We start from the raw sequence: 13,871 nt of genomic DNA on the forward strand, positions 1-13,871 counted from the left end.
CTCACATGACATGTCCTGCGACACTGCAGTGAGGCTATTTCATCGTGCGGATGTGTTCAGGGTATGTGTAAACGCGTGGGTTTTGTCTGGCTCTGTATCGCCCAGGCCGGGAGATACAAAGCCGTACAATTTTACGAACGACGCGGTAGCGTAATGGCGACATCCAGTCCGCCCCCGGCGCGGTTCGCCAGCCTGAGTTTTCCTTCCAGCTGTGCGGTCAGCTGAGCGGCAATCGCCAGGCCGAGTCCTGTTCCGCCGGTATCGCGGTTACGCGAGGTTTCAACCCGATAAAACGGCTGCAGAACCGCCTCCAGCTCGGCTTCGGGTATTCCCGGTCCGTCGTCCATAATGTGAATAATGACCTCGCTGTCCGACGAAAGGTCTATCGCAATCGCAGCACGCTCGCCGAATTTGAGGGCGTTATCCAGCAGGTTGGTCATCACCCGGCGAAGCGCCTGCGGCCGCGTGACGATGGGCAAGCGGGTTTCGCTTGCCTGAAAGTGCACGTTTTTACCGATGTCCTGATAATCGCAGGCGATGCTGTTGATCCAGGCGTTCAGCTCCAGCTTCAGTGACGTCTCCTCCAGTGATTCCGATGACCGGGCATAAGCAATGCCCTCCCGCACCAGACGAGACATATTATCAAGGTCGTTCAGGAGCTTGTCGCGAAGTTCAGGCTCTCCGGCCATTTCGACGCGCAGCTTCATGCGGGTAATGGGCGTCTGGAGATCGTGAGAAATCGAGGCCAGGATCTGCGCCCGATCCCTGAGATAGGACTGAATTCGCGCCTGCATCGCGTTGAAGGCATGCGCTGCACGCTGCACCTCAACCGGCCCCTTTTCCGTCATTGGCGTGTTGGCGGCCGGGTCCAGCGCATCCACCGCGCGGGTAAAGTGTGAAAAAGGCCGTACCACCTGCCGCACGGCGATCCAGGCGCAGACGGCCAGCACGAGCAGCTGCAGGATGAGGACGACCGGGAGCCAGCTGGCGACGGGCGGCATGCGCGGGATCAGATCAATGGTCAGCGGCGCGCCATCGCGTAACGTAAGGTGGGCCTGAATATGTGAAATGGCGCCAGGAACGGCGGTAAAGCGAAGCGGGTAATGCGCGGCCAGCGTCGCTTTTAAGGTTCTGATGGCGTCCTGCGAACGCTTATCCGTCGGCGCTGCGCCGGGTTCCCCTGTGCCCAGGATATAACGATAGTTACCTCGTTCAAGCCGCGGCAGCCAGGCGGCGCGTTCGCTGGCCGGTAAGCGGTCTAAAATGGCGACGCTGGTTGCGACATCGTTTTCCAGATTACCGAGCATCACCGTGCGGGCGCTGTGCATGCGTTCAACCATGACCAGCGTCAGGCTCAGGGCGTTAGCCAGCAGCAGACCGGCCAGCACGACGAGCAGCAAACGGGCCAGCAGCGAGCGCGGCCAGATCGTCATTCGTTAACCTCTTTGATGGTCACCGGCATCGTAAAGACGTAGCCTTCGCTGCGCACGGTTTTGATATAGGCGGGCGTGCGGGCATCTTCATTGAGACGCTGGCGAACCCGGCTAACCAGCAGGTCGATTGAGCGTTCAAACAGCTCGGCGTCTCGCCCCTGCGTCAGGTTGAGCAATTGGTCTCGGGTCAGCACGCGCTGCGGATGGTCAAGGAAAACGCGCAGCAGACGATACTCCGCTCCGCTGAGCGCGACGATCACCCCTTCCGGGTCGATTAAGTGGCGAGCGACGGTATCGAGCTGCCATTCACCGAATATCACCAGACGCCCTGCTTCCGTCACCTGTAAATTGGGCGGCATCGCGCGAAAACGCCGTAAAATCGCTTTAATGCGCGCCAGTAGTTCACGCGCGACAAACGGCTTCACGACGTAATCATCCGCCCCCATCTCCAGCCCCAGGATCCTGTCCGTCTCCTCGTTACGCGCGGTCAGCATCAGAATGGGCAAATCTTTATACTTCCCGACGCGCAGCTCTCGACACAGCGTAAGGCCGTCGTCACCGGGCATCATGATATCCAGCACCACCAGGTCGATATGCTGTTTATCCAGCACGGCACGCATCTCTTTGCCGTTCGCCGCGCCGGAGGCGCGATAACCGGACTTAATGAGATAATCGACAATCAGTTCACGAATATCCCTGTCGTCATCGACGACAAGGATGTGGTCAATATGTTCCACCGAACTCTCCAGACCGAAGGGTAACGTACTGAAAATAGCACATTTCACAGCTTGTCCGCGTCGATAACCGCCTTAACGAAATCCTGCGGATCTTCCTGAGGCGGATTGTGCCCCACGGTTGCGCCGAAGGTACGGTGCTCATATTTGCCGGTAAATTTAGCTGCATAGGCCTGCGGTGCCGGATGCGGCGCGCCGTTGTTGCCGCCTTCGATGGTGATCGTTGGTACGGTGATATTCGGCAGCGTGGCCAGTTTTTGCTCGTAGCGGTCGTATTTGCGCTCGCCTTTTTCCAGCCCTAAACGCCAACGATAGTTACTGAGCGTCACCGCGACGTGGTCCGGGTTATCGAGGGATTTGGCGCTGGCGTTAAAGACCGCGTCGCTGAATTTCCAGTCAGGCGAGGCCTGCGACCAGATTAAGCGCGCAAAGTCATGCGTGTTTTTGGCATAGCCTTCCGCACCGCGCTCTGTCGCAAAATAGAATTGATACCACCACTGCTGCTCTGCTTTTGGCGGCAGCGGCTGTTTCCCAATCTGCTGGCTGCTGATGAGATACCCGCTCACCGACACCAGTGATTTTACGCGCTCTGGCCACAGCGCCGCGACGATATCCGCCGTCCGGGCGCCCCAGTCATAGCCTGCAAATACCGCCTGCCTGATATTCAGGGCATCCATCAGATTAACGATATCTTTCGCCATCGCCGAGGGCTGGCCGTTGCGCGGTGTGTTTGCTGACAGGAAGCGCGTGGTACCGTAGCCGCGCAGAGACGGCACAATGACCCGGTACCCTTTTGCCGCCAGAGCGGGTGCGACCTCGGCGTAGCTGTGAATATCGTAGGGCCAGCCGTGCAATAAAATAACCGGCTGACCGTCCTTCGGACCAATGTCGACATAACCGACGTTCAGATCGCCAGCGTTAATTTGCTGGGGATGATCAAAGGCGGCCGCGAAATTCGTGCCGGTGGCTTCCGCCTGACAGGACATCACGGTGCCAAGCGAAACGGTCAGTGCGAGGGTTGAGTAAGCAAGTTTGCTGAACATGTTGGTATCTCCGGTTGAGTACAATTCACGGGGATATCACAACACCTCAATGTATAGCGGATATGTGCGAAAGCGGGTTTATTGCAAGCCTGTGTATGTATCCGGGACGCTGATACAGTGTGATACAAACACAGGCCTTGAAGTCTTAGAGGGAGAGACGGTAGCGGACGTAGTCGTCAGCTTCACCATATTTGTCATAAAGTTTACGCGCCGGATTGTTCTCCCGGGTGACCCAGTACAGTTTCGACCACCCTTCGCGCTTGCCTTCCTCAATCAGAGCATCAATGAGCACCTTACCGGCCCCCGCCCCGCGTTCGGCAGCATCAACAAACAGATCTTCCAGGTAGCAGATGGGCGCGGTTGACCAGGTGCCTTCGTGCAGAACACACATTGCGAAACCGATGATCTTTTCGTCCTTCTCCACGACCCGGCAGAACATCGATGAATGCGCTGAGAGCGCCCTTTCCCACGTCGCTGCGGTGACGGATTCCTCGAGGAAGCAATCATAAAAATGGGTGTAACCATCCCACAGCGGTCGCCATTGGGAATAATCGTCTTTGTATAGAGGTCGTACCGTAACAGCCATGTTTTCCTCACATTACAGAGTAATCGCCATTTCAAAACAGCGTAAATCAGCCCCGGCCATACGCGAGTGATGATAGTTTTCGCGCAGCGTCACAAACCCCAGCTTCTGATAAAACGACTGGGCGTTAGGCGTTGCATCAAGCGTCAGGCGGGTTATCCCCCGGCTACGGGCCTCATGTTTGAGGGCCTCGATAATCCGGGTCGCCATGCCTTTGCCGGAGGCTGCGGGCAAGGTGAAAATCGCCTCCAGGCAATGGGTATCCAGATCGAGGTAGCCGGTTGCCGCAACATCGCCCTTTTCATCTTCAACCACGTAAAAAGGGTATTTAATGACCATTTGCCGATAGCGTTCGGGCATCAGATCGGGCGTCCAGCGCGCAATGACCTCTGCGTCGTAACTGGTTTTACAGCCGTGACGAATCGCCTGGTTGCGAATATTCCAGAGTGTTTCGGCTTCCTGCGGGTAGGCTCGTCTCAATGCCATAGTGACCTCTGCAAATGATAGTAGGATGGAAAAGTGAGCTTGCTGAGATAGAGTGCTATTGAGATGAAAATACCAGAACGCAAACAAAAGCATAACGCCTAAATAGGGAGATCCGCGCATGACGATACCGACGCTCACGACAGAACGTTTACTGCTGAAACCGCTGGTTGCCGAAGATGCCGCCCAGATACAAACGCTGTATCCGCGCTGGGAGATCGTCCGCTATATGGTCTCTTCCGTCCCCTGGCCCTATCCGGATAACGGCGCGGAAAACTATGTCAACAACGTGGCGCTGCCGGATATGGCAAAAGGGATTGCCTGGTTCTGGAGCATCCGGCGACGTGAGGTGCCGGATGAATTGATGGGCATTATTTGCCTGTACGACGTCGAGGATAACAACCGCGGGTTCTGGCTCGCGCCGGAGTTTCAGGGGCACGGATATATGCGCGAAGCCAGCATTGCCGCGACGGATTACTGGTTCAACACGCTAAACAAATCCGTTTTGCGGGCCCCGAAGGCCGCCGCCAACAGCCGCTCCCGTCGTATTTCGGACAGTAGCGGCATGCGGCTTATCAGAACGGAGAAGAAAGCCTACGTCAGCGGGATGCTGGACTCCGAGCTGTGGGAGATTACCCGCGACGAGTGGAACGCACGTCAGGTCAGCTGATAGTGCTTATCCGGCATCAGCCTGTCCGGAATGTTCTCTTCATCATTCATCTGCAGCAGATCGCGTTCCATCATGTTGCAGATGGCGTCCAGCGGCAGGTCGTTATCTTCCGTGCCAAACGGGTCTTCCAGCTCTTCCGCCAGGGTGTCCAGCGAAATAAAGGTGTAGGAAATCAGCGCCGAAACAAAGGGCGTCATGTAGTGCAGGTCCACAACCAGCGCGAACGGCAGCATGATGCAGAACAGATATACCGTGCGGTGCAAAATCAGCGTGTAGGCAAACGGCACCGGCGTGGTCGCAATGCGCTCGCAGCCGGAAAGGACGATAGACATGTCGTTCAGACGGTTGTTCAGGCTATGGAACAGAATGTCTGAGAGTTGCCCGTTTCGCCGCCGCACGGCCAGCCACTCCCCCATGATCAGCAAAATACGGTTCGCCGGTGAGTTGGCGTCCATGACTTTACGTAAATCCTCCGCAGCAAGATAACGAGAGAGCTGCTCAGCGTTCAGTTCCCGGCGCAGGGTCATGCGCAGACAGTTGGCGAAAGCAATCTGCAGACGGACAAATTCGCCGAGGTGCTTATCGTCGGGTAAGGTGTTTTTTACCTCGCGAAACAGCGAGCGTGCCGCTATCATCAACTGCCCCCAGAGCAGCCTCGCCTCAACGTAGCGTGAATAACAGGCGTTGTTTCTGAAACCCAGAAAGATAGCGATCGCCACGCCGAGAATGCTGAATGGCGCCACGGTAAATTTGATACCGAGCGAGGTATACCACGGTAACATCAGGATAACGGCGATAGAGAGCAGGAAGTTGAGCAGCAATCGGGTATAGATCTTGGGAAGTACCGAACCGTGCCAGACAAAAATCAGTTGTAGCCAGTGCTGTTTAGGACGAACGATCATAGTGAGTATCAGGCAAGAAAAGAGCGAGGCTATTAAACGTGATCCCCGTCACCGTTGCAAGCTTGTTAACGGGACATTGCATTTTCTCCCCTGATTAGCGAAATCAGCACGGTGCTGCATGTGTTTTTTTAAAAACAAAGCACATAGTATGTTGTAACTAAATAGTTCCTATTCAAACCCGGCCGAAGCCGGGTGAACGCATTAGCAAAGCGGTTTAACCGCGGCGCGCATGCCCTTAAGCAGAATGGCATCCAGATCCAGCGTGACCTGGTCGACAAGACCGCTTACCTGCGTCAAGTCCTGCTCCCAGTGTTCGCGTGCGCTGAGCACCGACTGCACCAGTTCACGGGTGCTAAGCTGCCGATCGCGGTGCTGCGCCCACAGCTGCTGATAACGTTCCAGCCAGCGTGCATCATCTTGCACCGGATAGCTCTCCCCGTTACGCTCCGCGCGATAAAACGCGATCAATGCGGCCAGAGCAAACGTCAGGCGAGCCGGTAATTGCCCCATCGCCTTCTGCCCTGCCAGCAGCTGCGGCAGGATGCGGGTACGGTATTTGGTCATACCGTTAAGCGCGATGGAGAGCAGCTGGTGTCTGATGTAGGGATTACGAAAGCGTCCTGTCACCGCACTGGCGAACGATTCCAGCTCTTCACGCGGCAAATCGAGGACCGGAATGATCTCCTGATAAATCGCTTTTTCGACGAACGCGCAGACCTCGGCATCATTCATCGCCTCACCTACCGTATCCAGCCCGGCCTGGAAGGCGACCGGCACTAGCGCCGTGTGCGCGCCGTTCAGAATGGCCACCTTGCGTTCTTTGTAAGGCCTGATGTCATCAACAATCAGCACGTTTAACGGGTACTTATCCAGACGAAGTTCGTGCGCAAGAGATGCCGGTCCCTGAATCACAAACAGATAAAAATGTTCGGCCGTGTCGAGGAACCCATCGTGATAATCCAGTTCAGCCTCCAGTGCGGCCGCTTCATCGCCGGGATAGCCTGTCACGATACGGTCAACCAGCGTCGAGCAGAAGCTGTTGGCGTCGTTGAGCCACTGAATAAAGGCGGCAGGCAGCGCCCACTCCTGCGCATAGCGCAAGACGAGTTCACGCAGTGCGTCACCGTTGTAGTCAATCAGCTCGCAGGGAATGATGATCCAGCCCTTGTCAGCCGCACCGTTGAAGTGGCTAAAGCGCTCAAACAGCAGACGCGTCAGCTTCGCCGGATAGCTCACCGCAGGGGCATCGTCGAAGCTGTCACCCGCGTGGTAGCTGATACCCGCTTCGGTGGTGTTCGAGAAGACAAACCGCATATCGGGATTGTGAGCCAGTTTCAGAAATGCGCCATAGTCGTCATAGACGCTGATTTCCCGGTTAACGGAGCGGATCAGCCGGGCCTCGCTCACCGCCTCGCCCTGCTCATTCAGGCCACGAACGATCGTGGTGTACAACCCATCCTGGGTGCTTAACGACGGCGGGAAGTCGCTCTGAATCGGGCGTACGATTACCACGCCAGCGTCAAGATCGGTATGTTCGTTTAACAGGTCAATTTGCCAGTCGACAAACGCACGCAGGAAATTGCCTTCACCAAACTGAATGATGCGTTCTGGATAGTGCGCACCGGGAAAATCACGACGGTTGAGCGTGTTCACAAGGGGATTCCTTTTATGATTAGTCATACAGCCTGATAAGATTGGTACGATAACTTATCAAAACTTAACGACCAGAAACCCTGTTTTGATCAATCCGCGGTGCGGTTGTGCAAAATAATTATAAGAACTTATAAAACACAGAGGTGGCGGTCAGGGCGCCGTCAGGCATCAGCGCGTAGCGCGGGATCTCACCAACCTTTTGCCAGCCGGCACGCAGGTAGAAGGTTTCGGCCCCGCTGCCGGTGGAAGTATCGAGCACCAGCACAGAAATGTCTCTGGCCCGGGCCTCAGCCTCCAGCGCTTCCATTAACGCCATTGCGGCCCCTTTTCGACGCGCTTTTTCATGCACCAGCAGCTTCGCCACATCCGCCCGGTGCGGCTGGTTTTCCGGCTGGTCTGCGATCAGCTGCACCGTTCCAATGACCCCGTCCTGCGCATCGACGCAGGCAAGCACCAGCCGCTCGCCTCGCGCGACGCTTTCGGCAATACCGCGCCAGAAAGTACGGGCCTTGTCGAGGCTAAAAGGGAGCATAAAGCTGACGGATGCCCCGCTGTTTACGCAGTTTTCGAGGATCCCGGCCAGCGCATCAAGATGGATGAGGATCTCTTCCCGGGTGAGGGTTTTGATTTGCAGTGAGGTATTCATTGTTTTTCCTTACGTTGAATACGCTCACTTTGGATTTAACAACTTATTAACGCAAGCGGTTCGGACATAGGCTTTTATTATGTCACCGGGCGCGCTGGCGCTGCTGCTTCATGGCATACATCTTTTCATCGGCATCTTTTAACCACTGTTGCAGGTCGTTGCCGTTATGATCGAATTCACTGAGCCCCCATGAGAAGTGTAGCGACCACGGGTGAAGCTTGCGGGCGTTATAGCTTTCCACCTGCTCGGCGAGATACTGCATGGCTATCCAGGCGCCCTGCTCGTCGGTATCCGCGAACAGCACCGCGAACTCATCCCCGCCAAAACGCACCAGCATATCGGCCTCACGGAAAGCGCTGCGCATCAGCTGCGCCATAACTTTAAGCGCCTTATCGCCCTCTTCATGCCCGTAGCGATCGTTAATCTCCTTAAAGCGATCCAAATCCAGCCAGCCGAGCGTCAGCGGCTCCGCCCGGCGTCGGGCAACCGAAAGCGTAAACCGCACCAGCTGATTAAAGCCCCGGCGGTTGAATAAGCCGGTTAACTCATCCGTGGTCGCCGCGCTGATGGCGGCAAACTCATCTTCTGCCAGCGCGCCCAGGTCTCCCAGCACGGCAAGATCGGCCGCCGAGAACTCACGGGGGGCGTAATCAATCAGACACAGCGAGCCCACGCTGGCGCCGTCACGCAGGCGCAGCGGGAAGCCCGCATAAAAACGCACGCGAGGTTCACCCGCCACCAGCGGATTATCCGCAAAACGATCGTCCTGCAGCATATCCCCTACCACCAGCGGTGCTTCGGTGAGGATCGTATGGCCACAAAACGAGATATTACGCGGAACGGTGTCAGGCGCCTTGCCATCGGCCGACTTCACGATCAGCGAGTGCTCATCAATGAGGTTGACCATTGCCAGCGGCACCTGGAAGAAGCGCTTCGCCAGACGCGTAAGCCGGTCAAACGCCGGGGAACTGTCGATCTCAAGCAGACCTGATTCGCGCAGCGAGTTCAGTCTGTCTGTTTCATTTTCAGGGGTTGCAGGTGCTTTCATAATGTCTCCTGACGTAAAGCGTTACTCAAAGCGTAGCTTAAACAGTGACATTGTCAGTGTTCTGACAGTCTGTTAAGCCACTTGCTATTCACGTCAATGCCTTATGACGATTAACGCAGCTCTGTTTCATGCCCGGTGGCGGCAGTAATATGCTCGTCCGCGACCTGGGCGCTGGTACGATTTCGACCCGCTTTTTTTGAACGATAGAGGTGATCGTCCGCTTCGGTCATGAGTTTGTTGAAGACCTCGGTCAACTGCCATGCCTCCGCCTTCCCGCTTCCAAGGCCAATACTGACCGTCAGAGAGAGCGTTTGCTGACGCCATGTAAAAGGATGGTTAGCGACGGTAGTTCTGATACGTTCCGCCAGTTCATAACCGTGTCGAGCGTCGCCAGAGTTGACCACCACCGCGAACTCTTCCCCGCCCATACGCGCGACCATCCCGTCTTCACCGACCACTTGCTGAACCTGCCGGGCGAATGACGCCAGCACGCGGTCGCCACACTCGTGGCCGTAGTTATCGTTGATGCTTTTGAAGTAATCGATATCCAGCAGCATAACGGTCAGGAAACGCGAATGGCGGTGCGTCTCTTCGTGTTTTAACGCCTCATAAAGCCCGGAACGCGAATAAACCTGCGTTAAAAAGTCATAATCCGCCCGCAGGGAAACCTGACGGATCAGGGAATTAATGGCTGCCATGCTGACGGAGACCAGCACCGGACAGATCGCCATCGTGGCAATACCCAGCCGGGCAGAAAACATCATTGGGGTGGTCAGCGGTGTCGCCACGGCAATATTAATCACCGAGTTGGCGACCAGAATAATTTCAATGGCGCCCGTGACAAACGTCAGCAAGCAGGTCACAGGCAATGGGTAGCGTACCGCACACCAGATAAGCGCAGGCAGTGGAAAAGAGAGGCTCCCCGCGCCGCCAATCACGACTGACGCGACCACCGAGACGATCAGCGCAATAACCGGTAACAGCTGCTCCAGACGTAACCTGAATTCGCGCACGGGCATGCCTATCGTGAGCATACACGGCACAACAAGCACGCCGGTTGAGAACTGCTCGCTAAACCAGTCGGCAAAGAGCGGCCAGAAGGTGTGGCTGTCAATCCCGACCGACCCTACCGCGCCGAGCAGTGCGCACAGCAGCGCAGCAATCAGGCAGTAGTTGAACAGGCGTAATGCGTTAAGCGGATCCGGGGTTTTCTTCATCAGCCGCCTGTCACGCTGAATCAGCACGGCGACCACGACGATAAAGACCATGTTAGACAGGTTGATCACCACGGAGGCTATCCCCCAGTTGGTCGTCACCGCGTCGTACATCAGCATGGCGACATAGGATACCGCGTAGTAGTGCAGGCGATTCAGAAAAACATAGCGGGCAAAGATCCCTGCCATCACGCCGTTGAGGGGCCAGAACAGCGACAAGGCCTCCACGAGACGTAATTCCGCACCCACAAAATAGAACAAAGTGGTGAGGATAAAGATCGTCGATGCATTTCGCAGCGGCGTGTCAGGCTGGAACGGCCTGAAAGCGGTAAGAGCAGAACGCATTAAATTTCATTCCATATGAAAGCTTATGGCAGTTATTGCGGTCGTCAGCACGATCGGCGCTCACTTAGGATGAATCTATAACACAAATATAACGGGATCATAACTCGTCAAATTTAGGCGTTCATCTGGAGCACCAGCCAGTGGTGAATCACGCTGACGATATACTGCTGCTGCTGCGCGGTGAGCTGAACACCGTGAGGAATATTATGCCATTTCGCCAGACAGCCCCGGCAACAGGTGGCGGTGGCATGCTGGGCGATAAATACCGGGTGACCGCGCATGGGCGTCTGTTTGCCGTCATTCGCGGGTTGTGCAGGGGCAAGGCGCTTTTCGACAAAATCAGCGGCATGCTGATCAATGGTATCGGGGCCTTTGTCCCAGCAATACTGCCGTTCCTTATCGCCTAAGCGGAAGCGCGAGCGAAACGTCGATCGCGCCAGACGGGAAAAAAGGGGATCCAGGTCAGACATCAGTAAACGGAACGTCCCATACGCTGGGTCAGTTTCTCCAGAACCGCGACACCGGCAAGGGAATTTCCCGTTTCATCCAGCTCGGGGCTCCAGACCGCAATCGCCATTTCATGCGGTACAATCGCCACCACTCCGCCGCCCACGCCCGACTTGGCCGGGAGACCAACGCGCCAGGCAAACTCGCCGGCGTTTTGATACATCCCGCTGGTTGCCATCAGCGCGTTGACCTGGCGCGCCTGCAGAGGAGAAACCACCTCCTGGTCGAGGTGCGGCGCATGCCCCTGATGCGCAAGGAACAGGAACGTCTGAGCCAGCTCAACGCAGCTCATTTTCAGGGCGCAGTAGTGGAAGTAGTTTTGCAGGACGGTCGCCACGTCGTTATGGAAGTTGCCGAAGGATTTCATCAGCCACGCGATGGCCGCGTTACGGGCAGAGTGTTCGAACTCCGAGCGGGCCACCACCGGATCGTAGGCAATGTCGTCAACCCCCGAGAGCTGGCGTACTATCTCCAGCATTCGCTGACGCGGCGCGCTGAGGCGGCTCTGCAGCATGTCGCAGACCACCAGCGCCCCGGCGTTGATAAAGGGATTTCGCGGTTTACCCTGCTCGATTTCAAGCTGAAGCAGCGAGTTAAAAGGCTGGCCGGACGGATCTTTACCCACGCGCTGCCAGATTTCGTCTTCTTCATACTGGCGCATCGCCGCAACCAGACTGAGCACTTTCGAAATGGACTGAATGGAAAAACGTTCTGTTGCATCCCCTGCCTGGAATCGCTGTCCGTCGATGGTGCAGATAGCAATACCCAGCTTATTCCCGCTGACCGAGGCAAGGGCCGGAATATAGTCGGCAACCTTCCCCTTTCCAATTAACGGACGAACCTGCGCCAGAATCTCGTCCAACATCTCATTATGGATGACCGCAGCCACACTTTGCTCCTTGCCCTCAGGCTAAAACGGGCTGCGAGTATAACAGAGGCTTATGTATTGCGTCAGGCGCTAAGACGAAAACGCGAAACGGCCTGCAATAAAAGATCGGATTGCTTTTGCAGCCGCTCAGAGGCCTCCGAGGCGTCAGAGACCAGCAGGTCCGTCTGACGGGAGACCTGGTTCAGCGCCTGAAGCTGACGCGTCATCAGGTGAATACGCTCTCCCTGACTGAGCGTGGCGGTGGAGATCTCATTCAGCAAACTGCTCAAATTGCCCACCAGACCGGTGACCTGCTGCAAATTCTCTTCCATCAGAGTGACGGCACGGGAACCGTCTTCGATACCCTGCAGTGAACGGTTGATCAGCTCCTGAATGGTCTGCGTCGAGTGGCTGCTCTTTCTGGCCAGGAGTCCAACCTCGCGGGCGACGACGGCAAACCCGCGCCCCTGATTTCCGGCATGGGCGGCCTCAATGGCGGCATTCAGCGCCAGGATGTTCGTCTGAAACGCCACGCTGTCGATCATCGCCACGATCCCGCGCATCTCAGACGATCGGTCGACGATCGCCTGCATAGACGCGTTTACGGTCGACATCATCTGGTCGCCGCCCACGGCTGCCTGGCGCGCTTCATCGGCCCGGGAGCTGGCGAGTCTGGCATAGCCGGTATTCCCTTCCACGTGGCTTTCCAGCGCCGCAATATGCGCCGTCACATCCTCAAGCTCTTTCGCCTGGCGTGCCGACTGCTGATACAGCTTCTGGTTACCCTGTGCCAGAGAGTCAATGTTCTCCACCATGGTAGCCGTGGCGTGGCTGACCTGCGTCACCAGCTGCTGCAGGCCGTGCTGCATCGTGGCAATGCTGTCGCTAAGCTGCCCTATCTCCCGGTTGAAGCGCATGACGTTCGGCGGCGTGCCGGAGAGATCCCCTGCTGCCAGCCGGTTGATATGCGCGATGAGCCGACGCAGCGGCGTAATCACCCATCGGGACATACCGAACCAGACGACAGCGGCAATGGCGACTAACAGCAACGGGGCAAACAGGAATAACGTTTGCAGGTCAGAAAGCTGCGCCATGAGGCTCTGACGCCCCTGCATGGCCTGCTTCTCGCTTGCCTGCTGGTAGCGCGCATAGTTGTCGTTAAAATCGGTCTGAAAAGCCTGCGCCGGGACGGCAAAAAAAGCGTCGATGGTATTGGTTTTGACCAGACCTTCCGCCTGCTCGTTGATCGCGCCGTAGAAGAGCTGATAGCTGTTTACCAGGGCGTCGTCTTTCGGTGGATTCAGCGCCAGCCAGGCCTTCCACGCCTGCTGAGACACCGTCAGCGCCTTTTGCGCGTCATCCATCAGGCTGTGCCAGCTTCCGTCGGAACCGGTCTCTTTATCCTGCATAAACCAGACGCCGGAGCGGTTAAGGAGATCGCTTGCCGCCAGCAGAGAGACGCGGGCCAGATCCAGCTTGCTCTGCTGCTGCCACGCCAGCAGGTTTTGCTGCTCGTTGCGCTGGGCTTCGTTCAGGGAGGCGTTAAGCAGGAATGACGAGGAGAGCTGCAGCGCGGAGAAAAGGCCAATAATGCAAAAGATCCCTGTCAGCAGGCCAAAGTGACGGGGAGTGAGACGCTGCGCAATACGGCGAAAAATTTGCGTTAGGTTCATAATTAGCTTCATTTACAAGGCGTTAGACGCGAGCGAGTCTACGAAATGAAAATGACAGAACCATTGCAG

Annotated in this window: 14 protein-coding genes; 1 reads left to right on the forward strand and 13 read right to left on the reverse strand. The window is 56.5% G+C overall.

Translation table 11 applies throughout. The features are described from left to right. Positions 1–131 precede the first annotated feature (131 nt). The 5 genes from AA74_RS0103540 to AA74_RS0103560 all read right to left on the reverse strand — a co-directional run bounded on the left by AA74_RS0103540 (position 132) and on the right by AA74_RS0103560 (position 4,279). Positions 132–1,433 (reverse strand): ATP-binding protein, encoded by a 1,302-nt coding sequence (locus tag AA74_RS0103540; RefSeq protein ID WP_025911116.1) that lies wholly within the window; start codon positions 1,431–1,433, stop codon positions 132–134. Beyond that, entirely contained in the window at positions 1,430–2,170 is a 741-nt protein-coding gene (locus AA74_RS0103545) for a response regulator (protein ID WP_025911118.1), read from the reverse strand. Before AA74_RS0103545 ends, AA74_RS0103540 begins: the two co-directional genes overlap by 4 nt. A 44-nt stretch (positions 2,171–2,214) precedes the next feature. Next, positions 2,215–3,210, reverse strand: a complete 996-nt coding sequence (locus AA74_RS0103550) for an alpha/beta fold hydrolase (RefSeq protein ID WP_021242489.1) — start codon at positions 3,208–3,210, stop codon at positions 2,215–2,217. A 145-nt stretch (positions 3,211–3,355) separates the two neighbouring features. Beyond that, a complete protein-coding gene (locus AA74_RS0103555) occupies positions 3,356–3,796 on the reverse strand; it encodes a GNAT family N-acetyltransferase (RefSeq protein WP_025911121.1) in 441 nt (146 codons plus the stop codon). Positions 3,797–3,808: 12 nt separating this feature from the next. Further along, complete coding sequence (locus AA74_RS0103560) at positions 3,809–4,279, reverse strand: GNAT family N-acetyltransferase (protein WP_025911123.1); 471 nt, start codon at positions 4,277–4,279, stop codon at positions 3,809–3,811. A 118-nt stretch (positions 4,280–4,397) separates the two neighbouring features. Here AA74_RS0103560 and AA74_RS0103565 point away from each other — a divergent pair, with 118 nt between their 5' ends. Continuing rightward, positions 4,398–4,946, forward strand: a complete 549-nt coding sequence (locus AA74_RS0103565) for a GNAT family N-acetyltransferase (protein ID WP_023292419.1) — start codon at positions 4,398–4,400, stop codon at positions 4,944–4,946. Here AA74_RS0103565 and AA74_RS0103570 read toward each other — a convergent pair. The 8 genes from AA74_RS0103570 to AA74_RS0103605 all read right to left on the reverse strand — a co-directional run bounded on the left by AA74_RS0103570 (position 4,934) and on the right by AA74_RS0103605 (position 13,802). Then, on the reverse strand, positions 4,934–5,848 hold the full coding sequence (locus AA74_RS0103570) for a bestrophin family protein (RefSeq protein ID WP_023292420.1): 915 nt from the start codon (positions 5,846–5,848) through the stop codon (positions 4,934–4,936). The two genes, AA74_RS0103565 and AA74_RS0103570, sit on opposite strands and share 13 nt — an antisense overlap. Positions 5,849–6,049: 201 nt before the next feature. Next, positions 6,050–7,501 carry a tagaturonate reductase gene (locus AA74_RS0103575; RefSeq protein WP_025911126.1) on the reverse strand — a complete coding sequence of 484 codons (1,452 nt, stop codon included), beginning with the start codon at positions 7,499–7,501 and terminating at the stop codon, positions 6,050–6,052. Positions 7,502–7,619: 118 nt separating this feature from the next. Next, positions 7,620–8,147, reverse strand: coding sequence for a GNAT family N-acetyltransferase (locus AA74_RS0103580; RefSeq protein WP_025911129.1), 528 nt, complete (start codon positions 8,145–8,147; stop codon positions 7,620–7,622). An 82-nt stretch (positions 8,148–8,229) separates the two neighbouring features. Next, complete coding sequence (locus tag AA74_RS0103585; protein WP_021242497.1) at positions 8,230–9,195, reverse strand: sensor domain-containing diguanylate cyclase; 966 nt, start codon at positions 9,193–9,195, stop codon at positions 8,230–8,232. Between the two features lie 110 nt (positions 9,196–9,305). Further along, positions 9,306–10,754 (reverse strand): GGDEF domain-containing protein, encoded by a 1,449-nt coding sequence (locus AA74_RS0103590; RefSeq protein ID WP_025911131.1) that lies wholly within the window; start codon positions 10,752–10,754, stop codon positions 9,306–9,308. A 113-nt stretch (positions 10,755–10,867) separates the two neighbouring features. Beyond that, on the reverse strand, positions 10,868–11,224 hold the full coding sequence (locus AA74_RS0103595; RefSeq protein ID WP_021242499.1) for a DUF4186 domain-containing protein: 357 nt from the start codon (positions 11,222–11,224) through the stop codon (positions 10,868–10,870). Further along, the gene (gene glsB, locus AA74_RS0103600) at positions 11,224–12,150 is read right to left on the reverse strand and encodes a glutaminase B (protein ID WP_008503201.1); all 927 of its coding nucleotides are present in this window, start codon (positions 12,148–12,150) and stop codon (positions 11,224–11,226) included. Before glsB ends, AA74_RS0103595 begins: the two co-directional genes overlap by 1 nt. A 62-nt stretch (positions 12,151–12,212) precedes the next feature. Continuing rightward, on the reverse strand, positions 12,213–13,802 hold the full coding sequence (locus AA74_RS0103605) for a methyl-accepting chemotaxis protein (protein ID WP_025911134.1): 1,590 nt from the start codon (positions 13,800–13,802) through the stop codon (positions 12,213–12,215). Positions 13,803–13,871 lie beyond the last annotated feature (69 nt).

This window comes from Enterobacter sp. 5-4 (assembly GCF_000612205.1).
In the GTDB taxonomy this organism is placed as follows: Bacteria; Pseudomonadota; Gammaproteobacteria; order Enterobacterales; family Enterobacteriaceae; genus Enterobacter; species Enterobacter roggenkampii.